The following is a 22,608-nucleotide window of genomic DNA, read 5'->3' on the forward strand; positions in this document are numbered from 1 at the left end:
ACTAGGGCAAACCCTGTGCCAGCTTTGAAAAGTTGTTTTAAATCAATAACTTGGAAGAGACTTTGAATTCCGTCAGGTCGGCGTGGCCTGAAAGGCGGTAGAAACCGCTGTTTTTGTCGCCAACCAGCGACAAGTTATCGCTAACTAAACAGGAAAGTCTTTTTAAATCAACAGCTTGGTGCTGTCGCCAGCCAGCGACGTGTTGCCCGGACTTTCAGGCCTGAGTGCTGGGGTCGGCCTTGAAGTGGCCCGGTGTAAGGCCGTGTTTTTGCATCAGGCGGTAAAACTCTGTGCGGTTGCGGTCCGCCAGCCGTGCCGCGTCGGCCACGTTGCCATCCGTCAGTTTGAGCAGGCCCACCAGGTAGTCGCGCTCGAAATGCTGTTTGGCTTCGGCGAACGTGAGCACCTGCACGCTGGGCGAGCGCAGGGCCCGCTGCACCAGCGCCAGCGGCACCAGCGGCGTGGTCGACAGCGCGCAAACCTGCTCCACCACGTTGTAGAGCTGGCGCACATTTCCCGGCCATGCGGCCGTGGTGAGCGCCTTGATGGCTTCGGGCGCGAAGCCGCTCAGGCGCTTGTCGTACTTGGCGGCCAGCTTGAGCAGGAAGTGGTTGGCCAGCAGGGGGATGTCCTCGCGGCGCTCCGACAGCGGCGGCAGGGTCAGGGTGACGACGTTGAGCCGGTAATAGAGGTCGGCGCGGAACTGGCCTTCGGCCATGGCGGCGTCCAGGTCGCGATGCGTGGCCGAGATGATGCGCACGTCCACCGGGATCGACTGGCTGGAGCCCAGCGGCCGCACCACGCGCTCCTGCAGCACGCGCAGCAGCTTGACCTGCAGGGCCGGCGGCATGTCACCGATTTCGTCGAGCAGCAGCGTGCCGCCGTCGGCCGCCTGGAACAAGCCCTTGTGGTTGGCCACCGCGTCGGTGAAGGCGCCCTTGACGTGGCCGAACAGCTCGGATTCGAGCAGCGCTTCGGGAATGGCGCCGCAGTTCACCGCGATAAAGGGCTTGCTGGCGCGCGCGCCGGCCTGGTGGATGGCCTGGGCCAGCAACTCCTTGCCGGTGCCGCTTTCGCCGCGCAGCAGCACGCTGGCGTCGGACTGCGCCACCATGCGCGCCTCGGCCAGCGCCTCGGCCATCCGGCTGGAGCGGCTGATGATCTGGTTCTGCCAGGCTTCGGGGCTACCCCTTTTGGCCGGGTTCGCGGGGGCGCTCAAGGCCAGGGCCTGGGCGATCTTGTCGAGCAGTCCCTTGCCGTCAAAAGGCTTGGTCAGGTAAGTGAAGACGCCGCGCTCGGTGGCTTCGACCGCATCGGGGATGGTGCCGTGGGCGGTCAGCAAAATTACCGGCAGGGAGGGGTGCTGCTGGCGGATGTCGTCGAACAGCGCCAGGCCGTCACGGCCTGGCAGTCGCACGTCGCTGAGCACCAGTTGCGGCCGCTCGATATGCAGCTGGGTCAGCGCCGCCTCGGCAGAGGTGACCGCGGTGACGCGATAACCCGCCGCCGTGAGCCGCATGGTGAGCAGGCGCAGCATGTCCGCATCGTCGTCCACGACGAGCAGGTGGGGTGAAATGGCGCTGGCGCTGTCGTTCATGGCGCTCTCATGGCGAAGTGGGCCGCGCCCGGTTGCCCGAAGGGGCGGAGGCCGGGGCGGCGGGCTGGCGGCTGGTCAGGCTGCGTTCGATCGCCTTGAGCGCTTCCAGCCGCTCGTTGGTCTGGTCCAGCCGGCGCTGCACGTCGCGCAGTTGCTGGTTCTGTTTATCCAGTTGTTCCTCCAGGCGGCGCTGTTCACCGTAACGCGAGGCCAGCAGCCGCGCCAGCGGGTGCAGCGCCTGGGCTTCGGGATTGCCGAGCACGCGCGCCAGCAGTTCCTGGGCGCGCACCAGCTCGGGCAGCTGGCGCAACTGGCTCAACACCAGAGACAGCTGCAGCTGCGCGCTGGGGCTGGTGGCCTCGCCGAGCCGCGCGATTTCCTGGTTGAGCTCGGGCGGCTGCATCAGGCGCACGCGTTCGGCGTAGGCCAGCATGCGCGCCGTGGCGTCGTCCACGACAGGAGGCGTGTGCGTCACCGGCGCGGGCTGGCTGGCGCTGGCGCGTGCCGCTTCGGCGGCCGCCGCCGAGAGCTGCGCCTGGGCGGCCGCCGTGTCCGCGCGCTGGCCGGTCGGGCCGGCGCCGCAGCCCGCGAGCAGGGCTGCGGCCATGGCGGCAATCAGGCTGTGGCGAAAAGGCAGGGTCATGCGGGCAGGCGTTCGGGTAGGGAGTATGAAAAATTCAGTGCTTGGAAACATGGGGGAGTTCTATCCTGAAGTGTGCACCAGGTTGGTCCGGCATGAGGGCAATGCTGCCGCCGTGCGCCGCGATGTATTCGTGCACGATGGACAGGCCGATGCCGCTGCCGCGAACCACGTCGACCGGCTGGCGTTCACCGCGGTAAAAGGGCTCGAAGATGCGCTCACGGTCGCCCTGCGCCACGCCGACGCCCTGGTCGTGGATGTCGATGCGCACAAAACCCCGCTGCACGCTGAGTTCCAGCCGGATCAGGCCCTTGGCCGGCGAATAGCGGATGGCGTTGGACAGCAGGTTGGCCAGCGCGGTGCCGATTTTCTCGGCGTCGATTTCCATCACCAGCGGCTCGCCCACGACGGTCACCGCCAGTTCGCGCGCGCGCCACTGCAGGCGCTGCGCATAGACCTGGTCTTCCATGAGCTGCAGCAGCTCGGTGCTTTGGCGGTGCAACTGGCGCGCTTCGAACGCGGCGGTGTTGAAACGCAGCAGGTCTTCAATCTGGCTTTGCAGCACGCCGGTGTTGTGCCGCAGGATTTGCGCGATCTCTCGCTGGTCGTTGCTCAGCGTGCCGGCCACGCCGTCCTCCAGCAGCGACACACCTTCGCGCAGTGAGGCCAGCGGCGTCTTGAGCTCGTGCGAGATATGGCGCAAAAAGCGCGACTTGTCGGCGTCCAGCTCCACCAGGCGCAGGCGCAGCCAGTTCAGCCGCTGCCCGACCAGCGCCAGGTCGGCCGGCCCCTGGATGGCGATCACCTGGTCGAGCCGGTTTTCGCCCAGGCCCACGATGGCGTTTTCCAGGCGCCGAAGCGGCAAGGTGAACCACACGCCGAAGGCCAGCGCCATGGCGACCGCCAGCACGATGGCCCAGGTCACCTGCTGGGTCAGGCGCTGGCGGCTGGCCTCCAGCTTGCCTTCGAGCGACTTGTTGCGCTGCTGGATGGCCTGCTGCACCTGCACCGCAATGGCGGCGTTGATGCCCTCCAGTTCGCGGAATTCCTGCGCCAGCTGGCGCTCACGCTCCAGTGCCGTGTCGGGCGGGCCGGCCAGCAGGCCGGCGATGGCCTGCAAATGCGCGCGCCACTGCCGGGCCCTGGCAACGGGAATGTCCTCGCGGGCGAGGCCCGTCAGGATGTCGGCGGTTTCCCGCGCTTCCGCGGTAAAGCGTTCCCTGAGCACCCGGTCGTCCAGCACCACCGACTGCCGCGAGGTGCGCTCCATCGAGATGCTGCGCTCGCTGAGCGACTGCGCCGCACCGCTCAGCTCCAGCGCCCGCGCGGCGTTGTCACGGCTTTGCAGCGAAAGATCTTGCAGGGTGAACAGCGCCCGCAGCGAGGCGGCGCCCAGCAGGGCGGCGATCAGCAGGAATGCGATCACCAGCAGTTGCCGGAACGAAAATCGTTGCAGCATGCGCGTCGTGTGTTTGGGCAAGGGCGGCTTCAGGCCGCGACGGCGAGGTCCCGCGTCAGGACTTCACCGCGCAGCGAGCGCTGTGTCGCCTGGGTGATGCTGATGTCCAGCATCTGGCCGATCAGGCGCGGCTGGCCCTTGAAGTTGACCACGCGGTTGCATTCCGTGCGGCCCATGAGTTCGGTCGGGTCCTTGCGCGAGGCGCCTTCGACCAGGATGCGCTGCACCGTGCCCAGGCGGCTGGCGCTAATGGCGCGCACGCTGTCGTCGAGGGTGGCCTGCAGGTGCTGCAGGCGCTTGAGCTTGACCTCGTGCGGCGTGTCGTCGTGCAGCGCCGCGGCCGGCGTTCCGGGGCGCGGGCTGTAGATGAAGCTGAACGAGGTGTCGTAGCCGATCTCGTCGACCAGCTTCATCAGCTTGTTGAAGTCGTCTTCGGTTTCGCCGGGAAAGCCGACGATGAAGTCGCTGCTCATGGCCAGGTCGGGGCGGATGGCGCGCAGCTTGCGCACCGTGCTTTTGTATTCCATGGCGGTGTAGCCGCGCTTCATCGCCATCAGGATGCGGTCGGAGCCGTGCTGCACCGGCAGGTGCAGGTGGTTCACCAGCTTCGGCAGTTTGGCGTAGGCGTCGATCAGGCTTTGCGTGAACTCGTTGGGATGGCTGGTGACGTAGCGTATGCGCTCAATGCCCGGGATGTCGGACACGTATTCGAGCAGCGTCGCGAAATCGGCGATCTCGGCCGTGCCGCCGATACGCGTGCTCATGGGGCCGCGGTAGGCGTTGACGTTCTGCCCGAGCAGGGTGACTTCCTTGACGCCCTGGTCGGCCAGGCCCGCGACTTCGACCAGCACGTCCTCGAAGGGGCGCGAGACCTCTTCGCCGCGGGTGTAGGGCACCACACAGTAGCTGCAGTATTTGGAGCAGCCTTCCATGATGCTCACGAAGGCGCTGGCGCCCTCGACCCGCGCAGGCGGCAGGTGGTCGAATTTTTCGATCTCGGGAAAACTGATGTCGACCTGCGGCTTGCCCAGCCGGGCACGGTTGGCCAGCAGCTGCGGCAGGCGGTGCAGGGTCTGGGGGCCGAAGACCACGTCGACGTAAGGTGCGCGCTGGATGATGGCCGCGCCTTCCTGGCTGGCGACGCAGCCGCCCACGCCGATCAGCACGCCTTTTTCCTTCAGGTGCTTGACGCGGCCCAGATCGCTGAAGACTTTTTCCTGTGCCTTTTCGCGCACCGAGCAGGTGTTGAACAGGATCAGGTCGGCCTGCTCCATGTCCTGTGTGGGCTCGTAGCCCTCGGCCGCATTCAGCACGTCGGACATCTTGTCCGAGTCGTACTCGTTCATCTGGCAACCAAAGGTTTTGATAAAGACTTTTTTACTCATGATCTGCTGGCGGGTTGGCCGCTGGCTTCGCTGTCGGATGGAGAGCTGCCCGGCCCGTATGAAAGGGAAAAATGCCGATGAAGGACGATGGATGTCGTCTTATGCCCGCGGGGGCGCAATCACTCAGCGGTTGTAGGCGGGCAACTGGTCGTACGGCGTCTTGCCGTTGTCCGCCTGTGCGGGGGTGCTGGGGCCGCCGCCGGTGATGAAGTTGAAGAAGGTCGTGCTGTCGCCCGGACGCTTTTCCTTGGCTTCCTCCGCGTTGAGGATCCAGACTTCATGCACCAGGCCGGTGTTGTCGAGCACGTAATTCACCACCAGCTTCTGGTTCAGCAAGGCGCTTGACAACACGAAATGGTTGTTGACGTCGCGTATGCGGGCGCCCACGGACAGCCGCGCCTGCTTGCCGTTTATGCCGATGACCGGCGGCGCCAGCACCACCATTTCGCCGCGGACGGCCTTGGGCGGGAATTTCCGGACGTTGGGCTTGACCGGCTCGGTGGGAGTGCTTTCGGTCGCCTGGGTGCTCTGGTCGGTCTGGGCCAGCGCGGGCAGGCCCAGCAAGCCGGCAGAGGCGGTCAGTGCCACGAGGGAAGGGGTGAGACGGAGGTTGCAGCGGTTCATGGTATGTGTCCAGAGGCTGTGAATAAGCAAAAGCATAACAAAACACCAAAGAACAAAGCCCCAGGGGGCGGACCCTCTGAGGCTTTGCAGGTGAATTTGGTGGTCGTAGGTGGACTTGAACCACCGACATCAGCATTATGAATGCTGCGCTCTAACCAACTGAGCTATACGACCGAAGCCTAATATTATAGCCAAAACTGAGGCGGTTTATAAACCCACTCGCGTCCAGGCTCACTTGTGTTTAAACGACGGTTTTCGTTTGTTCACGAAAGCGTCCATGCCTTCTTTCTGGTCCTCGGTGGCAAACATCGCGTGGAACAGGCGCCGCTCAAACATCACGCCGTCGCTGAGCCCGCTTTCAAACGAGCGGTTGACGGCTTCCTTGGCGGCCATGACGCTGATCTGGCCGAAGCCGCAGATCAGCAGGGCGGCGCCCAGGGCCTCGTCCATCAGTTTGTCCAGCGGCACCACCCGGCTGACCAGGCCCGAGCGCTCGGCCTCTTGGGCGTCCATCATGCGGCCGGTCAGGGCCATGTCCATGGCCTTGGACTTGCCCACCGCGCGCGGCAGGCGCTGCGTGCCGCCGGCGCCCGGGATGATGCCCAGCTTGATCTCGGGCTGGCCGAAGCGCGCGTTGTCGGCGGCGATGATGAAGTCGCACATCATGGCCAGCTCGCAGCCGCCGCCCAGGGCAAAGCCGCTGACGGCGGCAATGACCGGCTTGCGCACGCCGCGGATCTGCTCCCAGTTGCGGGTGATGTAGTCCTGGTTGTAGACGTCGGCAAAGCCGTAGCCGGCCATGGCGCCGATGTCTGCGCCGGCCGCGAAAGCCTTTTCGCTACCGGTCAGGATCATGCAGCCTATGCCCTCGTCGGCGTCAAAGGCCTTGAGCGCGGCGCCCAGTTCGTCCATCAGTTGGTCGTTCAGGGCGTTCAGCTGTTTGGGCCGGTTCAGCGTGACGATGCCGACCTTGCGGCCGTCCGGGCCTTCGGTGCGGGTTTCAATGGTTTCGTAGGTCATGGGAGAGGTCCTTGGAGGGGAATGCTGGGGCAATGATGCCATGAGGCGGGAACCCCGGGCTACGCCGCGGGTGCTAGATTCGAGGCAGGAGACCCAGCCCATGACCACCGCTTCACCTTCCTCCACCGAACCCTCTGTGTTGTACGAGACCGAGGGCGCCGTGGCCGTCGTCACGCTGAACCGCCCGCAGGCGCTCAACAGTTTCACCCGGCAGATGCACGGCGAGTTGTGGGCCGCGCTGGACCGGGCCGAGGCCGACGCGCAGGTTCGCGCGCTGGTGATCACCGGAGCGGGCCGCGGCTTTTGCGCCGGCGCCGACCTGTCGGAATTTGATTTCGCGCCCGGCCCCCGCCTCGTCGAGCGCGCCGACCCGGGCCCGCTGATCGACCAGGCCTTCAATCCCACGGCGCGCCGGCTGCTGGCGCTTCGCATGCCCACGGTGGCCGCCGTCAACGGCGTGGCCGCGGGAGCCGGCGCCTCGCTGGCCATGAGCTGCGACATGGCGGTGGCCGCGCCCGGCGCCAGCTTCATTCAGGCCTTCAGCAAGATTGGCCTGGTGCCCGACGCCGGCAGCAGCTGGCTGCTGGTGCAAAAACTGGGGCTGGCCCGCGCCATGGGCCTGGCGCTCACGGGCGACAAATTGCCGGCGGCGCAGGCCAAAGAGTGGGGCCTGATCTGGGACGTGGCCGACGATCCGGTGGCGGCCGCCATGGCCCTGGCGCAGCGGCTGGCCGCGCTGCCGACGCTCGCTTTGGTGGCCACGCGGCAACTGATGCGCGAGGGCATCACCCGCACGCTGCACCAGCAACTGGATGCGGAGCGCGACATGCAGTCGGCCCTGGGCCGCACGCACGATTATTTAGAGGGGGTGGCCGCTTTCCTGGAAAAGCGGCCGGCGGTTTTTAAAGGCGAGTAGGCCGCCCTGGGAGCCGGCTCAGGCCTTGGGCCCCAGCCAGTGGTCCATCAGCGCGGCATCCTGCACCGCCAGGCGCCAGGTGGTCAGCGCCGGCGGCATGGCCAGCTCCAGCCGCATCAGGCGCTTGTCGCGCGACACCAGGGCGATGACTTTTTTGGCGCTCCCGGCATAGTGTGTCAGGTCGTCGAGCCGGCTCATGCGCCAGCCGCCGCTCGTGCCCTGCGTTGCGCTTTTAGCGGCGGGCTCCAGCCCCAGCCATTCATCCCCGGGCGCAAAGCCGGCGCGCTCGGCGGCGCCGCCGCGCAACACATTTTTGACCTGCACCGAGCCCTGGTGTTCAGCCACGCGCAATCCCAGCCGGTGGGCCAGCTGCGCGGGCTCCTCCGTCACGGCCACGCCGTGCTGCTGCAGCAGCGCCTTGAGCGGCAGCTCGTCGCGGCCGTGCACCCAGGTGGCGAGTTCCGCCGCAAATGATCTGTGCCCGGCCGCCGCGAGTTCTTCCGCAAAATCGGCCTCGCGCATGGGCCCGGCCTTGCAGCGAAGCCACAGGGCGCGCATCACGTCGTCCAGCGTGCCGGCTTTGGCGCCCCGGTGGTGTTCCTTGCCTTCGCCGCGCAGCGTGAGGTCAAAGCACAGCGCCACCAGCGCGCCCTTGGTGTAGTAACTCACCGTGGCATTGGGCGTGTTTTCGTCCTGCCGGTAGTACTTCACCCAGGCGTCGAAGCTGGCTTCGGCCACCGACTGCACCAGCCGGCCCGGCGTCTGCATGACCTGGTTGATGGTCTTGTTGAGCAGCTTGAGGTAGCCGGCGTTGTCCAGCAGGCCGGCACGGCGCAGCAGCAGGTCGTCGTAGTAACTGGTGAAGCCTTCGAAGAACCACAGCATGCGGGTGTAGTTTTCGCCGGTGTAGTCGTAGCTTTCAAATTCCGCGGGGCGCAGGCGCTTGACGTTCCAGGTGTGGAAATACTCGTGGCTGATCAGGCCGCGCAGCGTGGTGTAGCCCTCGCTGGTGCGCGGCTCGCCCACGCGGGGCAAGTCCTGCCGCTTGCAGATCAGCGCGGTCGAGTTGCGGTGCTCCAGGCCGCCGTAACCGTCGTCCACGGCGTTGAGCATGAACAGGTAATTCTGGAAGGGCGGCTTTTTGGCGCCGTGCCAGAAGCGGATCTCGGCTTCGCAGATCTTGTGCGTATCGTCCAGCAGCCTGGCGCCGTCGAAGCTGGGCGCAGCGCCCGCGACCACCACGCGGTGCGGCACGCCGCGCACCGTGAACGTGCCGCTCCAGAAGGCGCCCATCTCCACGGGGCAGTCGACCAGCTCGTCATAGTCGGCCGCGGTATAGCTGCCAAAACCCTGCTTGCCGGCGTCGCGCGGCGCCAGGCCCGTGGCCAGCGACCAGCCTTTGACGGCTTTGGGCGCCGGGACTTCCAGCACATGCTCGGACTTTTCCTGGCCCTGCACTTTCAGGCACAGGCTGGTGCCGTTGAAAAATCCGCGGTGCGCATCGAGCCAGGCGGTGCGCACCGAGTTGTCGTTGGCATACACCTCGTAGCGCAGCACCAGCGGCCTGGCGGGGGAGCATTGGACCTGCCAGGTGCATTTGTCGAGCTGCTCCACGGCAAGCGGCGTGCGGCCGGTTTGCCGGGCCTCGAGCTTCTGCAGGTTTTTGGAGAACTCCCGCACCAGGTAGCTGCCGGGAATCCAAACGGGCAAGGAAACCCGCTGCAGCGCCTCGGGTTGCGCGATCGTCAGGGTGACGCGAAAGAGATGGGCGTGGAGGTCGCCAATTTCAACGCGGTAGTGCAGAGGGGGAGGGGTGGTTCGGGTGGTGCCTGGCATCTTGGACACAGAATACCGCAGTCCGCCTCAAGAACAGGTCTTATGGGTTTTTGGCGGCGACCAGCATTTTTTCGACCTCTTCCGCGCTGATGGCGCCGGGTGCGCGCGAACCGTTGGCAAAAATCAGGGTGGGCGTTCCGGTGATGTTGTATTTCTGGCCGAACTCGCGGTTGCGCTTGAGGGCGGCGACATCGCACTCGGCGTTGGCGGGCGCGGTGTTGCGCAGCATCCAGTCGTTCCAGGCCTTGGGCTTGTCCTTGGCGCACCAGATGTTGCGCGATTTGGCGATCGAGTCCGGCCCGAGCACGGGATACAGGAAGAGGTAAACGGTGACGTTGTTGACGGTGGTCAGGTCGCGCTCGAAGCGCTTGCAGTAACCGCAGTTGGGGTCTTCAAACACCGCCAGCTTGCGCTTGCCGTCGCCGCGCACGATCTTGAAGGCGTCGGCCAGCGGCAGCTTGTCGAAATCCACCTCGCTGAGTTTTTCGACGCGCTCTTCCGTCAGGTTGCGGCGCGCCCTCACATCCATGAGGTTACCCTGCAGCAGGTAGTTGCCCTGCTCGTCGGTGTAGAAAATGTCAAAGCCGACGCGCACTTCATAGAGCCCGTTCATCGGGGTCTTGCTGACCTCGTCGATTTTTGCGAACGCCGGGAATTTTTCAGACAGGTTTTTGCGGATGACGGCTTCTTGTGCGAAGACCGAAAGCACGCTGCACGCCAGCAAGCCGAGCACGGCGATTGATTTCACGAATTTCATATCGGTTCCAGTGTGTTTCGCTGTCTCAAATTTCTATAAACCCGCGGCCTGCCGCGTCAGCCAGTTTTTCAGGAAGCCGCTGCGTTCAAAGCCCTTCATTCCCCAGTTGCGCAAGGCCTGCCAGGGGCCGTCGGTCTGCGCAAAAAGCCCGTGCAAACCATCGGTCACCGCACCCATCGCCGCCACGTCGGCCTTGCGCGCCCTTTCGTAGCGGCGCAGCAGCTTTTCGTCGCCCAGCCCCCGCCAGTATTCGCGTTGCGCCAGCACACCGGCCAGGCAGGCCGCATCGGCCAGCCCCAGGTTCAATCCCTGGCCCGCCAGCGGATGCACCGTGTGCGCCGCGTCGCCCGCCAGGGCCCAGCCCGGACCGACCCAATGCCCGGCGCTGGACAGCGAGAGCGGCCAACTTGCCCGCTCGCTGGTCAGCCGCAGCGTGCCGGCTTCCTGGCCGCACACGGCTTCCAGGGCTTTGCAGAATTCTTCGGGCGGCATTTTTTCGAGTGTGCCGGCGCGCTCCACAGAGACTGACCACACCAGCGCCGCCAAGTTCCCCTGGGCACCGGATAAAGGAAGAAGGGCCAGCACGTCGCCACCCGTAAACCATTGCCGCGCGACGCCGCCATGGGGTTTGCCGAGCTCCAGCCGGGCGGCGATGGCTTTTTGCGGATAAGGCTTGACCGTCCAGTTGACCGGTCGCGCCTGTCCGAACTCATCGCGGCTGGCGCTTTTCTGGCCTTCGCAGATCACGGTGAGCGCGGCTTTGGCCGGTTCGGTCACGGTTTCGATTTGCGGCTGGTAACGCACGGCCTGGATCAGTTGCTGCTCCAGGGCCGGCACATCGACGATCCAGGCGAGCGCATCCTGGCCCACGCTTTGCGCCGTGAAATCGAGCTTGCCGCCGTCATCACCCCAGACCTGCATTTCGACGACGGGTGTGGCGAAGGCCGGCTCGGGCCAGGCGCGCAGGGCCTCCAGCACACCGCGCGAGGCGCTGTTCAGGGCGTAGGCGCGCACATCGGCGGCCTGCGGCGCCCCCGCGGCCTTTTCGGGGCGGGTGACGAGGGCGACGCGCAAACGCTCGCGCGCCAGCAACAGGGCCAGCGTTCGGCCCACCACACCGTCGCCGCGAATACAGACATCAAAGGTCTTGGTCATGCCCCATTTTAGAAGGCAGGGCAAAATCGGCGTTTCGGGCAAGCCCCTTTGCCGTATTCACAAGGATTTGACGACGTGAGCGACTCATTGAACGACACAGCGGCCGGCGCAGCCTTCGACCTGAGCGCGGTAATCTCGCGCCTGTATGTGTACCCGGTGAAGTCCTGCGCCGGCGTGCAGGTGCAGGATGTCCTGCTCACCGAGACCGGGCTGGAATTTGACCGCGCCTGGATGGTGGTGGACGCCAAGGGCCGCTTCCTCACGCAGCGCGAGCTGCCGCGCATGGCGCTGATCAAGCCGCAGCTGCGGCACCACGACATGATCCTGCGCGCGCCCGGCATGCTGGCCCTGCACATCGCGCTGGACCAGGTGGAGGAGCCGGTGCGCGTGCAGGTCTGGAAGGATGAAGTGCAGGCCTACGACATGGGCGCCATCGCCGCCCAGTGGTTCACCGATTTCCTGGGCCAGACGGCGCGCCTGGTGCGCTTCGACCCCGAGCACAAGCGGGTCTGCAATCCCGACTGGACCGGCGGCCTGGAGGCGCTCAACCAGTTCAGCGACGGGTATTCGATCCTGGTGCTCAGTGAGGCCTCGCTGGCGCAGTTCAATGAAAAACTGGCGGCCAAGGGTGTGGCGCCCGTGGGCATGGAGCGGTTTCGCCCCAACATCGTGCTGGGCGACGCGGCCGGCACCGAGGGCCTGGCGCCGCATGACGAGGACCGCGTCGACCTGCTGCAGATCACGACCGAACAGGGCCCGGCGCAGCTCAAGCCCGTCAAGCCCTGCCCGCGCTGCCCGATTCCCAACATCGACCCGGCCACCGCCATCAGCAGCCCGGAGGTCAATGACATGCTGCAGACCTACCGGCAGGATCCGCGCGTCAACGGCGCGCTGACCTTCGGCATGAATGCCATCGTGCTGGGCGGCATAGACCACCAGCTCAAGGTGGGCCAGGCTGTGGGCGCCAGCTACCGGTTCGAATGACTTTTGACCGCCCGCAACGGCGCGGGCGTGCGGACCGCCTGGGGTGATTCGGCCGCCTCGGGCGCATGGGGCATGGAGTCGGCGCCGTCAAAGCCTGAGTCGGTCGCCAGCGGCATGGGATGGGTCAGCTCCGGTTCCAGGAAACGGATGGGGCGGCGCGTGCGGGCCGCCATGCCGTGCAGCAGGTCGGCCAGCGCGGTCGAGATGTCCTCGGGGCTGCCCAGGCGTTCATTGAGCAGCACGCCGGCCACGTGAAACTGCAGCACCACCTCGGGCTTGAGTCCCTTGAGTGGCATCAGGCCGGCGGCGATCAGCCGGGCCGCGAGCTCGGTGACCGGGGTGCGCGAGGCCACGCCTTCCAGGATCAGGCCGAAGCAGGCCTCGTCGATGCGCCCCACGGTGTTGACGTCGCGCAGGATGCGGCGCAGCTTGATCACGCTGCGCAGCAGGCTTTGCTCGGCCACCGCCGTGCCCCAGGTCTTCTTGATGTAGCGGTAGTTGACCAGCTCGATGTAGACCACGGCCGCCGGCTCCTTGTAGCGTTGCGCGCGGGCCACCACCTGCTTGAAGCGGTCGTGGAAAAGATGGGCGGCCAGCAGGCCGGTCAGCGCGTCCTGGCTGGACATGGCCTGCTCGCGCGCTTCCACGGCGTGGCGCTCGCGCGAGCGCAGGTTCAGCGCCACCAGCAGCAGCGGCACCTCAATCACCAGGCCGGCCATCAGGCCGTACTGGGACAGCCATGAAATGGACAGCAGGCCCAGGACGCTGGTGACGACCAGCAAGGTCGCCAGCGCCAGCGGGGTAAAGGCCGCCAGCACCCAGAAACCCACCACGTCCTGGCGCCGCCAGGTCATGTAGGCGCGGCCCACACCCAGCACCACCACGGCGATCAGGTAAGCGCCGATGAGACGCACGCCCAGGCCGCGCTCCAGCACCGTATAGAGCAGCGCCAGCGGCAACCCGGCCACGCCGGTCCAGTAGGCGATGCGTTCAAACCACTTGTGGCGCGTGCCCACGCCGCACAGCTGGTGCACCACCAGCAGCGCCGAGCCGCCGCCCAGGATGCCCAGGCAGCCCTGCGCCAGGTTGTTCCAGGCGCTGAAATTGCTCCACAGCAAATGGCCGGCCACGCCGCTCCAGGCCGCCACCACCAGGGCCATGATGGAGGCGTAGACGGCATACCACCCGTAGGCCTTGTCGCGGTACACCCAGCTTTGCACCGCGCAGGCGACGATCAGCAGCACCAGCGCGCCGAACACCACGCCGATGGCCAGGTATTCCAGCTGCAGGCGCTGCGCCTGGTTGCTGCGGGTGCTGACGCGCACCGGAATGCCGACTTCCGTCATGTGCTGGATGCGCACGTAGACGTCGTGCACACCGTTGTCCGGCAGGTTCAGCTCGAACTGCCCGTAACGGCCGGGTTCGGGCCAGCTGGAAACCGCCACGGTGTCGCCTGCGGTCTGGGACGTCCAGGCGCCCGCCGCGCCGCGCTGGTACACCGTCGCCAGGTCCAGCAGGGGCAGGGGAAGCGCCAGCAACCAGTCCTGGCGCGAGCCCGAGGCTTTGGCAAAGCGGTAGTGCAGCCACAGGGCCGCGTGCGGCCCGAGCGAATAAATGGTGTCGGCTGCGGCAGGGCTGAACACGGGGCCGTTTTTGGCGCCGGCCACTTGCTCGATGGCCGCCTGGCCGTCCGCATCGATCCACGTGAGGGCGGCGGCGCGCGCGTCCATGACCGGGTTGGCGTCGTTCAAGGCCAGCACCGGCTGGGCCTGCGCGGGGCCGGCCTGCAACAGCAAAGACCCGCCCAGCAAAAGGGTGGCGAATGCCTGCCACAAAGCGGCCCGGCCCCAGACGGCCGCGCATCGCATACACTTCTCAGCCTGTTTTTGAAGGTTTCTCATGAGTTTGAAGTGCGGCATTGTAGGTTTGCCTAACGTCGGAAAATCCACCCTTTTCAATGCGTTGACCAAAGCGGGGATCGCGGCTGAGAACTACCCCTTTTGCACGATTGAGCCGAACGTCGGCATTGTGGAGGTGCCCGATCCGAGGTTGGCGCAATTGGCGGAAATCGTCAAGCCCGAACGCATTGTTCCGGCCATCGTCGAGTTTGTGGACATCGCGGGCCTGGTGGCCGGCGCCAGCACGGGCGAAGGCCTGGGCAACAAGTTCCTGGCCCACATCCGCGAAACCGACGCCACCCTCAATGTGGTGCGCTGCTTTGAAGACGACAACGTGATCCACGTCGCCGGCAAGGTGGACCCGATTTCCGACATCGAAGTCATCCAGACCGAACTCTGCCTGGCCGACCTGGCCGCCGTGGAAAAAGCCTTGCATCGCGTGACCAAGACGGCGCGCTCGGGCGACAAGGAGTCCATCAAGCTGGTGGCCCTGCTCGAAAAATGCCAGGCCGCGCTCAACGAAGGCAAGCCGGTGCGCACCGTGGAATTCAGCAAGGAAGAGCTGCCGCTGCTCGGCCAGTTCTTCCTGATCACCGCCAAGCCCGCGATGTTCGTGGCCAACGTGGCCGAAGACGGCTTTGAGAACAACCCTTTCCTGGACCGCCTGAAAGCCTACGCCGCCGCGCAAAAAGCGCCGGTGGTGGCGATCTGCGCCAAGATGGAAGCCGAGATGGCCGACATGGAAGAAGAGGACAAGAAGATGTTCCTCGCCGAGATCGGCCAGGAGGAGCCGGGCCTGAACCGCCTGATTCTTGCCGCCTACAAGCTGCTGGGCCTGCAGACCTACTTCACGGCGGGCGTCAAGGAAGTGCGCGCCTGGACCGTCCACGTCGGCGACACCGGCCCGCAGGCGGCCGGCGTGATCCACACCGACTTTGAAAAAGGCTATATCCGCGCCCAGACCATCGCCTTCGCCGACTACATCGCCTTCAAGGGCGAGCAGGGCGCCAAGGATGCCGGCAAGATGCGCAGCGAAGGCAAGGAATACGTCGTCAAGGACGGCGACGTGATGAACTTCCTGTTCAGCAGCTGAGTTGCGGCGGCCTGCGGCTCGCCCATTGCGAGCCCGGCGCATCATGGGCAGCGGCTGTTTGCATCCTCGTCCCCCGTTAACACACTCGCTTTGAAAGAGACCACCATGACCATCCAGCGCATCGAATCCGGCCCACGCATGTCCCAGGCCGTCGTTCACAACAAAACCGTGTACCTCGCGGGCCAGGTGGCCGGCGACGACGCCGGCGCCGGCGTGTACGAAGAGACCCGCAGCATTCTGGCCAACATTGACCGTTTGCTCGCCGCTGCCGGTAGTGACAAGTCGCAACTGTTGAGCGCCACCATCTGGCTGACCGACATGGACAGCTTCGCCGACATGAACCGCGCCTGGGAAGCCTGGGTGGTGCCCGGTGCCACGCCTGCACGCGCCACGGTCATGAGCCCGCGCTTGGCGTCGGGCAAGTACCACGTCGAAATCGGCGTGGTCGCGGCCCAAAGCTGATCCTTCCTTGACGCCGGCCGCCGCGATGACAGAACCCGTTCGCCTCGCCAAGCGCCTGGCCGAAATGCTGTCCTGCTCGCGCCGCGAAGCCGAGCAATACATCGAGGGCGGCTGGGTCAGCGTGGACGGCGTGGTCATCGAAGAACCGCAGTTCCGTGTGCTCGATCAGGCCATCACGCTGGATAAGGACGCCAGCCTGCTGGCGCTCACGCCGGTGACGCTGCTGCTGCACAAACCCGCGGGCCATGAAGCGGGACCGGACGGCAATGCGGCGTCTTTGGCGCCGCTGCTCTCGCCCGCCACGCAGTCGCCCGACGACCGCTCGGGCATCCGGCCGCTCAAGAAACATTTTTCGTCCGTGGAGCTGGTGACGCCGCTGGCCACACCGGCCAGCGGGTTGGTGGTGCTGACGCAGGACTGGCGCGTGACGCGCAAGCTGCGCGAAGACGCCCGCGTGATGGAGCATGAAGTGGTCATCGATGTCAGCGGCGACATCAAGCCTGGCGGCCTGGAACGCCTCAACCGCGTCGACCACGGATTCACCCACAACGGCATGCTGCTGCCGCCGGCCAAAGTCAGCTGGCAAAACGAAACCCGTTTGCGCTTTGCGCTCAAGGGCGAGGTGCCGGGGCAGATCGCTTACATGTGCGAGAGCGTAGGCCTGAAGGTCGAAGGCATGAAGCGCCTGCGCATAGGCCGCGTCGCGATGAGCCAGCTGCAACCCGGCCAGTGGCGCTACCTGCTGCCGCACGAACGCTTCTGATTTTTTTAGCGGGTCAGCACGCCGGGGAAGGCCCAGATCAGGCTGCCCGTCATTAAAAAATAACGCGCGAATTTTCCGACCGCCATATAAGCCAGGCAAGGCCAGAACGGAAACTTGAGCCAGCCCGCGACCGCGCACAGCGGGTCGCCCACCACCGGCAGCCAGGCCAGCAGGCAGGCCTTGGGCCCCAGCTTTTCCAGCCAGCGCACCGCGCGGCCGTGGTGCGAGGAGTGCTGGTATTTATCGACCACCTTGTGGGCGCCGTAACCTATCCACCAGTCCAATGCGCCGCCCAGTGTGTTGCCCGCGGTGGCGACCAGCACTGCCGGCCAGAACATCGCCGGGTTGAGTTTGACCAGGCCGAAGACCACGGGCTCCGAGCCCAGCGGCAGCAGCGTGGCGGAAATGAAAGACACCACGAACACCGTACTCAGGCCGTACTCGGGTAGGGCCAAAAGTTCTATCAAACGCTGAATCCAGGCTTCCATATATGCATTCGAGTATAGGCAGGGCGCGTCGGTCGCCGTGTCAGGAAAAGACGCTTACAAGTCCACGTGCAAATTTCAATTGCTGAAATTTTGGGCAGGTACAATCGTGCCTCCTTTTTCAGCAACCCGCACCCTCCATTTCCCATGAACATCGGCCCTTACGCTTTGGCAAACAACCTGTTTGTCGCGCCCATGGCCGGCGTGACGGACAGGCCGTTTCGCCAGCTCAGCAAAAAGCTGGGCGCGGGTTATGCGGTCAGCGAGATGGTCACTTCGCGCAAGGACCTGTGGGACAGCCTGAAGACTTCGCGGCGCGCGAACCACGAAGGGGAAGCCGCGCCGATTGCCGTGCAGATCGCCGGCACCGACGCGCAGATGATGGGTGAAGCCGCGGCCTACAACATCGATCGCGGCGCGCAGATCATCGACATCAACATGGGCTGCCCGGCCAAAAAGGTCTGCAACAAATGGGCGGGCTCGGCCCTGATGCAGGACGAAACCCTGGCGCTGCAGATTGTGGAAGCCGTGGTCGCCGCCTGCGCGCCGCGCAACGTTCCGGTCACGCTCAAGATGCGCACCGGCTGGTGCCAGGCCGAAAAAAACGCGCTGGCGATTGCCCGTGCTGCCGAAAATGCCGGCGTGCAGATGATCACCGTGCACGGCCGCACACGCGAGCAGGGCTACAAGGGCGCGGCCGAATACGACACGATTGCCGCCGTCAAGGCCGCGCTGCGCATTCCGGTGGTGGCCAACGGCGACATCAGCAGCCCTGAAAAAGCCCGCGATGTGCTGGCTTACACCGGCGCCGACGCGGTAATGATTGGCCGCGCGGCCCAGGGCCGGCCCTGGATATTCCGCGAGGTGGCGCACTTCCTGGCCACCGGCACGCATCTTGCGCCGCCCCTGGTGGCCGAGGTCGAGCGCCTGCTGGTCGACCATTTGCGCGACCACTACGACTTGTACGGCGAATTCACCGGCGTGCGCACGGCGCGCAAGCACATCGGCTGGTACGTGAAGACCTTGCCCGGCGGCGAGGCCTTTCGCGCGCGGATGAATGTGCTGGAAGATTGTGAGGCGCAGCTGCGCGCGGTCAGCGGGTTCTTTGAAGAGCTGGGCACGCGGATGGACCGGATTCCGGCCGCCGCTGCCGCTGCCGACGAAGGCGAAGAAGAGGGCGTGCCCGGGCAGGCACGGATGAACAAAGATAAAAATCAGGAAGAAGCTGCCGCATGAGCAAGAAACACATCGAAGAGTGCGTACGCACCAGCCTGGAAGGCTATTTCAAGGACCTGCGCGGCACCGAGCCCGACGGCATGTACGACATGATGGTCAAGGTGGTGGAAAAGCCCCTGCTGGAGGTCGTCATGCAACACGCCGAACAAAACCAGTCGCGCGCCGCCGAATGGCTGGGCCTGAACCGCAACACCCTGCGCAAGAAGCTGGTCGAGCACAAGCTCATCAAATAACAATTCCCGCCGTCCGGACCTTTCCGGGCTTTCGATTCGGCTCCCCTTTTAAGAACACCACCATGAACGCACTGATTTCCGTTTCCGACAAAACTGGCATCCTCGAATTCGCGCAGGCGCTGCACGCCCTGGGTATCAAACTGCTGTCCACCGGCGGCACGGCCAAGCTGCTGGCCGACGCCGGCCTGCCCGTGACCGAAGTCGCCGACCACACCGGTTTTCCGGAAATGCTGGACGGCCGCGTCAAGACCCTGCACCCCAAGATCCACGGCGGCCTGCTGGCCCGGCGCGACCTGCCCGAGCACATGGCGGCGCTGACCACCCACGGCATTGACACCATAGACCTGCTGGTGGTGAACCTGTATCCGTTTGAAGCCACCGTCGCCAAACCCGGCTGCACGCTGGAAGACGCGATCGAGAACATCGACATCGGCGGCCCGGCCATGGTGCGCTCCGCCGCCAAGAACTGGAAGGACGTCGGCGTGCTGACCGATGCCTCGCAGTACGCGGGCGTGCTCGGCGAATTGAAAGCCGGCGGCAAGCTCAGCGACAAGACCAAATTTGCCCTGTCCGTGGCCGCGTTCAACCGCATCAGCCAGTACGACGGCGCGATCAGCGACTACCTCTCCGGCATCCAGGCCGACGGCAGCCACGGCATGTTCCCGGGCCAGGCCAACGGCCGCTTCATCAAGGTGCAGGATTTGCGCTACGGCGAAAACTCGCACCAGCAGGCGGCGCTGTACCGCGACCTGTATCCCGCGCCCGGCTCGCTGGTGACGGCCAAACAGCTGCAGGGCAAAGAGCTCTCGTACAACAACATCGCCGATGCCGACGCCGCCTGGGAATGCGTCAAGAGCTTCGACTTCATCAAGGATGGCGCCGCCTGCGTGATCGTCAAGCACGCCAATCCCTGCGGCGTGGCTGTCGGCAAGGACGGCCTGGAGGCCTACAGCAAGGCCTTCAAAACCGACCCGACCTCGGCCTTCGGCGGCATCATCGCCCTGAACTGCCCATTGGACGAGCGTGCCGCGCAGCAGATCTCCAAACAGTTTGTCGAAGTGCTGATGGCCCCCGCCTTCAGCCCCGAAGCCCTGGAAGTCTTCAAGAGCAAGGTCAACGTGCGCATCCTGCAGATCGACCTGCCGCCCGGCGGCGACACCGCCTGGAAGCAGGGCCGCAACCTGATGGACGTCAAGCGCGTGGGCTCGGGCCTGCTGATGCAGACCGCCGACAACCACGAACTGGCCATCGGCGACCTCAAGGTCGTCAGCAAGCTGCAGCCCACACAGGAGCAACTGCACGACATGCTGTTTGCCTGGAAGGTCGCAAAGTACGTCAAGTCCAACGCCATCGTGTTCTGCGCCGACGGCATGACGCAGGGCGTGGGGGCCGGCCAGATGAGCCGCATCGACTCGGCCCGCATCGCCTCCATCAAGGCCGCCAACGCCGGGCTCACCCTGCAGGGCTCGGTCGTCGCAAGCGACGCCTTCTTTCCCTTCCGCGACGGCCTCGATGTGGTGGTGGACGCCGGCGCGAGCTGCGTGATCCAGCCCGGCGGGAGCATGCGGGATGATGAGGTTATTGCCGCGGCGGATGAACGCCAGGTGGTGATGGTGCTGACCGGGATCCGGCACTTCCGGCATTGAGTTTTAAGCCGGCCCGGCTTTCAGTCCGGGCCTTGGTCCTCGCCCGCTGAGGCATGGAAGAGCCGGCTCAGCGCGCGGCGAAAAACTTCGCGGCTGCATCCACCGTGGCTTCAATGTCCGCCGCCGTGTGAGCTGAACTGACGAAGCCCGCCTCATACAGCGCCGGCGCGTAATACACCCCGCTGTCCAGCATCGCGTGGAAGAAGCGGTTGAACGCCGGGCTGTCGGTGGTCATCACGGTGGCGTAGTTTTGCGGCAGCTGCCCCAACAGGAAAAAGCCGAACATGCCGCCTTCGCTGTCGCCGCAAAACGGCACCCCGGCCTTGGCGGCCGCCTGCGTAAGGCCGGAGACCAGGCTGCGCGTGCGTTCAGCCAGGGCTTCGTAAAAACCCGGTTTGGAAACTTCACGCAAGGTCGCCAGGCCGCAGGCGGTGGCGACCGGGTTACCCGAAAGCGTGCCGGCCTGGTAGACCGGGCCCAGGGGCGCGAGCTGCTCCATCACGGCGCGGGTGCCGCCGAAGGCCGCCAGCGGCATGCCGCCGCCTATGACCTTGCCCATGACCGTCATGTCGGGCTTGAAGCCCGGGATGCTGCGGGCATAAACGCTTTGCGCGCCGCCCAGCGCCACGCGGAATCCGGTCATGACCTCGTCGAACACCAAAAGCGCGCCGTACTGCGTGCACAGCTCGCGGCAGCGCTTCATAAAGGGCACGCTGGCGCGCACAAAATTCATGTTGCCGGCGATGGGCTCGATGATCAGGCAGGCAAGGTCCTTGCCGTGCAGGGCAAAGGCTTCCTCGAGCTGGGCAATGTGGTTGTATTCGAGCACCAGCGTGTGCTGCACCACTTCGGGCGGCACGCCGGCGCTGGTTGGGTTGCCGAAGGTGGCAAGGCCCGAGCCGGCCTTGACCAGCAGGGCGTCGGCATGGCCGTGGTAGCAGCCCTCGAACTTGATGATCTTGTTACGCCCGGTGGCGCCGCGTGCCAGGCGGATGGCGCTCATGGCCGCTTCCGTGCCCGAACTCACCAGCCGAACCATTTCGAGCGAAGGCACGAGCCGCACTAATTCTTCGGCGAGTTCGACCTCGCGTTCGGTGGGCGCGCCATAGGAAAAGCCTTCCAGCGCGGCCTTTTGAACGGCCTCCAGCACGGCCGGGTGGCCGTGGCCCAGGATCATCGGGCCCCAGGAGCCGATGTAGTCGATGTAGCGCTTGCCGTCGGCGTCCCAGAAATAAGCACCCTGCGCGCGCTGCACGAAACGCGGCGTGCCGCCCACGGCCTTGAAGGCCCGGACCGGGGAGTTGACCCCGCCGGGGATCAGTTTTTTGGCGCGTTCAAAGAGGGCGTCGTTGCGGGAGGCTGTCTGGGGGGCGGCGGGCTTAGTGTTTGGTTGTTCCATTGGGGGGCAGGTCAAGGGTGGGTTTGGACGTCAGTTCGACGTCGTCATTGGCATCGCCCGCTTCTTCCCCGGGTTCTTCTTCGGGGTCGACATCGGCCTGCGCCCAGAACAGGCGGTCCGGCACGATGTTGCCCATGCCGGGGTGAAAGCCGGCGTCCAGGCTGTGGTCCAGGAAGGTCAGGGCTTCGGCGGTGGCCGCCTGCAGGTCGTGGCCGTTGGCCAGCAGGGCGGAGAGGGCGGCGGACAAGGTGTCGCCGGCGCCGGCAAAAATCGCTTCGAAGCGCTCGAATTTCTCGCTGTAGAGCACCGCCTGCGGCGTGGCCAGCACGTTGTCGATGAACTGGTCGGGCATGGGGATGCCGGTGACGAGTGTGTAGGGCACGCCGAGGTCTGCCGCCGCCTTGGCGATGTCGCGGGCCGAGGGGTTGCGCTCGCCCGGCCAGTCGGGCAGCAGCCAGCGCCACAGGCTGCTGTGGTTGCCGACCAACACCGTGGTTTGCGGCAACATCAGCTCGCGAAAGGCGTCCAGGTAGCTGTCGATCTCGCTTTCTTCCCACCAGGACAGGTTGGGCATATAGGCGATCAGCGGCACATCGGCATAATCCGAGGCGATTTCGGCGATGGTGGAAATGTTCTCGGGGCTGCCGACAAAGCCGACCTTGATGGCCGACACCGGCATGTCTTCGAGCGCGGAACGCGCCTGGTCCGTAACGGCTTCTTCATCGAAGGCAAAGTGGTCGAAAATCTCGGCCGTGTCGCGCACGTAAGCGCCTGTTACAACTGCCAGCGCATGCGCGCCGGCGGAGTTGATGGAGGCAATATCCGCGGTCAGCCCGCCGGCTCCGCTGGGGTCGTTGGCATTGAATGTCATGACGCAGGCCGGTGATGCGTCGGTGTCCTCGATTTGGAGTTGTCGGCTGTCCAGTTGAGGTGTTTTGGGGTTTGCCATAGCCTGCGATTTTGCCTTGTACGCGAATAAGCAACGCCGCCTCGATACAATTGTTGCATTCTATTCGAAGG

21 protein-coding genes and 1 tRNA gene are annotated in these 22,608 nt (G+C 65.4%); 8 read left to right on the top strand and 14 right to left on the bottom strand.

Going from position 1 to position 22,608, the window contains the following annotated elements:
* Positions 1-214: 214 nt before the first annotated feature.
* The 7 genes from ACLV8F_RS06845 to ACLV8F_RS06875 all read right to left on the bottom strand — a co-directional run bounded on the left by ACLV8F_RS06845 (position 215) and on the right by ACLV8F_RS06875 (position 6,725).
* On the bottom strand, positions 215-1,597 hold the full coding sequence (locus ACLV8F_RS06845; protein WP_411883491.1) for a sigma 54-interacting transcriptional regulator: 1,383 nt from the start codon (positions 1,595-1,597) through the stop codon (positions 215-217).
* A 7-nt stretch (positions 1,598-1,604) separates the two neighbouring features.
* Complete coding sequence (locus ACLV8F_RS06850; protein ID WP_411883492.1) at positions 1,605-2,240, bottom strand: hypothetical protein; 636 nt, start codon at positions 2,238-2,240, stop codon at positions 1,605-1,607.
* Between the two features lie 34 nt (positions 2,241-2,274).
* Complete coding sequence (locus tag ACLV8F_RS06855) at positions 2,275-3,696, bottom strand: sensor histidine kinase (protein WP_411883522.1); 1,422 nt, start codon at positions 3,694-3,696, stop codon at positions 2,275-2,277.
* A 29-nt stretch (positions 3,697-3,725) separates the two neighbouring features.
* Positions 3,726-5,081 carry a tRNA (N6-isopentenyl adenosine(37)-C2)-methylthiotransferase MiaB gene (miaB, locus tag ACLV8F_RS06860; RefSeq protein ID WP_411883493.1) on the bottom strand — a complete coding sequence of 452 codons (1,356 nt, stop codon included), beginning with the start codon at positions 5,079-5,081 and terminating at the stop codon, positions 3,726-3,728.
* Between the two features lie 123 nt (positions 5,082-5,204).
* The gene (locus ACLV8F_RS06865) at positions 5,205-5,705 is read right to left on the bottom strand and encodes a hypothetical protein (protein ID WP_411883494.1); all 501 of its coding nucleotides are present in this window, start codon (positions 5,703-5,705) and stop codon (positions 5,205-5,207) included.
* 97 nt (positions 5,706-5,802) lie between these two features.
* A tRNA-Met gene (locus tag ACLV8F_RS06870) sits at positions 5,803-5,879 on the bottom strand.
* Positions 5,880-5,936: 57 nt separating this feature from the next.
* Positions 5,937-6,725 (bottom strand): enoyl-CoA hydratase, encoded by a 789-nt coding sequence (locus ACLV8F_RS06875; RefSeq protein WP_411883495.1) that lies wholly within the window; start codon positions 6,723-6,725, stop codon positions 5,937-5,939.
* A 100-nt stretch (positions 6,726-6,825) separates the two neighbouring features.
* On the opposite strand from ACLV8F_RS06875, the gene ACLV8F_RS06880 reads away from it, so the two are divergent.
* Positions 6,826-7,641 (top strand): enoyl-CoA hydratase-related protein, encoded by an 816-nt coding sequence (locus ACLV8F_RS06880; protein WP_411883496.1) that lies wholly within the window; start codon positions 6,826-6,828, stop codon positions 7,639-7,641.
* An 18-nt stretch (positions 7,642-7,659) separates the two neighbouring features.
* Here the strand turns inward: ACLV8F_RS06880 and ACLV8F_RS06885 are convergent, their stop codons facing one another.
* The 3 genes from ACLV8F_RS06885 to ACLV8F_RS06895 are packed head-to-tail and all read right to left on the bottom strand — an operon-like array spanning position 7,660 to position 11,389.
* Positions 7,660-9,477 (bottom strand): M61 family metallopeptidase, encoded by a 1,818-nt coding sequence (locus ACLV8F_RS06885; RefSeq protein ID WP_411883523.1) that lies wholly within the window; start codon positions 9,475-9,477, stop codon positions 7,660-7,662.
* Between the two features lie 40 nt (positions 9,478-9,517).
* Positions 9,518-10,234: a DsbC family protein gene (locus ACLV8F_RS06890; RefSeq protein WP_411883497.1), complete on the bottom strand. Its 717-nt coding sequence runs from the start codon at positions 10,232-10,234 to the stop codon at positions 9,518-9,520.
* Positions 10,235-10,267: 33 nt separating this feature from the next.
* Positions 10,268-11,389 carry an FAD-dependent monooxygenase gene (locus tag ACLV8F_RS06895; RefSeq protein ID WP_411883498.1) on the bottom strand — a complete coding sequence of 374 codons (1,122 nt, stop codon included), beginning with the start codon at positions 11,387-11,389 and terminating at the stop codon, positions 10,268-10,270.
* A 75-nt stretch (positions 11,390-11,464) separates the two neighbouring features.
* Between ACLV8F_RS06895 and ACLV8F_RS06900 the strand changes: the two genes are divergently transcribed.
* Positions 11,465-12,373 carry an MOSC domain-containing protein gene (locus ACLV8F_RS06900; RefSeq protein WP_411883499.1) on the top strand — a complete coding sequence of 303 codons (909 nt, stop codon included), beginning with the start codon at positions 11,465-11,467 and terminating at the stop codon, positions 12,371-12,373.
* Here the strand turns inward: ACLV8F_RS06900 and ACLV8F_RS06905 are convergent.
* On the bottom strand, positions 12,358-14,241 hold the full coding sequence (locus ACLV8F_RS06905; RefSeq protein WP_411883500.1) for a 7TM diverse intracellular signaling domain-containing protein: 1,884 nt from the start codon (positions 14,239-14,241) through the stop codon (positions 12,358-12,360). The genes ACLV8F_RS06900 and ACLV8F_RS06905 overlap by 16 nt on opposite strands.
* Before the next feature lie 31 nt (positions 14,242-14,272).
* Between ACLV8F_RS06905 and ychF the strand changes: the two genes are divergently transcribed.
* From ychF to ACLV8F_RS06920, 3 genes are all read left to right on the top strand, one after another.
* Positions 14,273-15,364, top strand: a complete 1,092-nt coding sequence (gene ychF, locus ACLV8F_RS06910; protein WP_411883501.1) for a redox-regulated ATPase YchF — start codon at positions 14,273-14,275, stop codon at positions 15,362-15,364.
* Between the two features lie 105 nt (positions 15,365-15,469).
* Complete coding sequence (locus tag ACLV8F_RS06915; RefSeq protein ID WP_411883502.1) at positions 15,470-15,826, top strand: RidA family protein; 357 nt, start codon at positions 15,470-15,472, stop codon at positions 15,824-15,826.
* 25 nt (positions 15,827-15,851) lie between these two features.
* A complete protein-coding gene (locus ACLV8F_RS06920; protein ID WP_411883503.1) occupies positions 15,852-16,589 on the top strand; it encodes an rRNA pseudouridine synthase in 738 nt (245 codons plus the stop codon).
* Between the two features lie 5 nt (positions 16,590-16,594).
* On the opposite strand, the gene ACLV8F_RS06925 is transcribed toward ACLV8F_RS06920, so the two are convergent.
* Positions 16,595-17,077: a YqaA family protein gene (locus ACLV8F_RS06925; protein WP_411883504.1), complete on the bottom strand. Its 483-nt coding sequence runs from the start codon at positions 17,075-17,077 to the stop codon at positions 16,595-16,597.
* 144 nt (positions 17,078-17,221) lie between these two features.
* On the opposite strand from ACLV8F_RS06925, the gene dusB reads away from it, so the two are divergent.
* The 3 genes from dusB (at position 17,222) to purH (ending at position 20,189) form a co-directional block, all read left to right on the top strand.
* The gene (gene dusB / locus ACLV8F_RS06930) at positions 17,222-18,310 is read left to right on the top strand and encodes a tRNA dihydrouridine synthase DusB (RefSeq protein ID WP_411883505.1); all 1,089 of its coding nucleotides are present in this window, start codon (positions 17,222-17,224) and stop codon (positions 18,308-18,310) included.
* Entirely contained in the window at positions 18,307-18,543 is a 237-nt protein-coding gene (locus ACLV8F_RS06935; RefSeq protein WP_007864972.1) for a Fis family transcriptional regulator, read from the top strand. The genes dusB and ACLV8F_RS06935 overlap by 4 nt, the downstream gene beginning before the upstream one ends.
* Before the next feature lie 62 nt (positions 18,544-18,605).
* On the top strand, positions 18,606-20,189 hold the full coding sequence (gene purH, locus ACLV8F_RS06940) for a bifunctional phosphoribosylaminoimidazolecarboxamide formyltransferase/IMP cyclohydrolase (protein ID WP_411883506.1): 1,584 nt from the start codon (positions 18,606-18,608) through the stop codon (positions 20,187-20,189).
* A 67-nt stretch (positions 20,190-20,256) separates the two neighbouring features.
* Here the strand turns inward: purH and hemL are convergent, their stop codons facing one another.
* Both hemL and ACLV8F_RS06950 read right to left on the bottom strand, forming a co-directional pair.
* Positions 20,257-21,588 carry a glutamate-1-semialdehyde 2,1-aminomutase gene (gene hemL / locus ACLV8F_RS06945; protein WP_411883507.1) on the bottom strand — a complete coding sequence of 444 codons (1,332 nt, stop codon included), beginning with the start codon at positions 21,586-21,588 and terminating at the stop codon, positions 20,257-20,259.
* The gene (locus ACLV8F_RS06950) at positions 21,569-22,537 is read right to left on the bottom strand and encodes a bifunctional hydroxymethylpyrimidine kinase/phosphomethylpyrimidine kinase (protein ID WP_411883508.1); all 969 of its coding nucleotides are present in this window, start codon (positions 22,535-22,537) and stop codon (positions 21,569-21,571) included. The genes hemL and ACLV8F_RS06950 overlap by 20 nt, the downstream gene beginning before the upstream one ends.
* Positions 22,538-22,608 lie beyond the last annotated feature (71 nt).

The organism is Polaromonas sp. YR568 (assembly GCF_943369675.1).
Lineage (GTDB): Bacteria > Pseudomonadota > Gammaproteobacteria > Burkholderiales > Burkholderiaceae_C > Polaromonas.

Bases quoted from the DNA above. Each gene is read 5' to 3' on its own strand.
- ACLV8F_RS06845 (WP_411883491.1), bottom strand. From the start codon at position 1,597: ATGAACGACAGCGCCAGCGCCATTTCACCCCACCTGCTCGTCGTGGAC.
- ACLV8F_RS06850 (WP_411883492.1), bottom strand. From the start codon at position 2,240: ATGACCCTGCCTTTTCGCCACAGCCTGATTGCCGCCATGGCCGCAGCC.
- ACLV8F_RS06855 (WP_411883522.1), bottom strand. From the start codon at position 3,696: ATGCTGCAACGATTTTCGTTCCGGCAACTGCTGGTGATCGCATTCCTG.
- miaB (WP_411883493.1), bottom strand. From the start codon at position 5,081: ATGAGTAAAAAAGTCTTTATCAAAACCTTTGGTTGCCAGATGAACGAG.
- ACLV8F_RS06865 (WP_411883494.1), bottom strand. From the start codon at position 5,705: ATGAACCGCTGCAACCTCCGTCTCACCCCTTCCCTCGTGGCACTGACC.
- ACLV8F_RS06875 (WP_411883495.1), bottom strand. From the start codon at position 6,725: ATGACCTACGAAACCATTGAAACCCGCACCGAAGGCCCGGACGGCCGC.
- ACLV8F_RS06880 (WP_411883496.1), top strand. From the start codon at position 6,826: ATGACCACCGCTTCACCTTCCTCCACCGAACCCTCTGTGTTGTACGAG.
- ACLV8F_RS06885 (WP_411883523.1), bottom strand. From the start codon at position 9,477: ATGCCAGGCACCACCCGAACCACCCCTCCCCCTCTGCACTACCGCGTT.
- ACLV8F_RS06890 (WP_411883497.1), bottom strand. From the start codon at position 10,234: ATGAAATTCGTGAAATCAATCGCCGTGCTCGGCTTGCTGGCGTGCAGC.
- ACLV8F_RS06895 (WP_411883498.1), bottom strand. From the start codon at position 11,389: ATGACCAAGACCTTTGATGTCTGTATTCGCGGCGACGGTGTGGTGGGC.
- ACLV8F_RS06905 (WP_411883500.1), bottom strand. From the start codon at position 14,241: ATGCGATGCGCGGCCGTCTGGGGCCGGGCCGCTTTGTGGCAGGCATTC.
- ychF (WP_411883501.1), top strand. From the start codon at position 14,273: ATGAGTTTGAAGTGCGGCATTGTAGGTTTGCCTAACGTCGGAAAATCC.
- ACLV8F_RS06915 (WP_411883502.1), top strand. From the start codon at position 15,470: ATGACCATCCAGCGCATCGAATCCGGCCCACGCATGTCCCAGGCCGTC.
- ACLV8F_RS06920 (WP_411883503.1), top strand. From the start codon at position 15,852: ATGACAGAACCCGTTCGCCTCGCCAAGCGCCTGGCCGAAATGCTGTCC.
- ACLV8F_RS06925 (WP_411883504.1), bottom strand. From the start codon at position 17,077: ATGGAAGCCTGGATTCAGCGTTTGATAGAACTTTTGGCCCTACCCGAG.
- dusB (WP_411883505.1), top strand. From the start codon at position 17,222: ATGAACATCGGCCCTTACGCTTTGGCAAACAACCTGTTTGTCGCGCCC.
- ACLV8F_RS06935 (WP_007864972.1), top strand. From the start codon at position 18,307: ATGAGCAAGAAACACATCGAAGAGTGCGTACGCACCAGCCTGGAAGGC.
- purH (WP_411883506.1), top strand. From the start codon at position 18,606: ATGAACGCACTGATTTCCGTTTCCGACAAAACTGGCATCCTCGAATTC.
- hemL (WP_411883507.1), bottom strand. From the start codon at position 21,588: ATGGAACAACCAAACACTAAGCCCGCCGCCCCCCAGACAGCCTCCCGC.
- ACLV8F_RS06950 (WP_411883508.1), bottom strand. From the start codon at position 22,537: ATGGCAAACCCCAAAACACCTCAACTGGACAGCCGACAACTCCAAATC.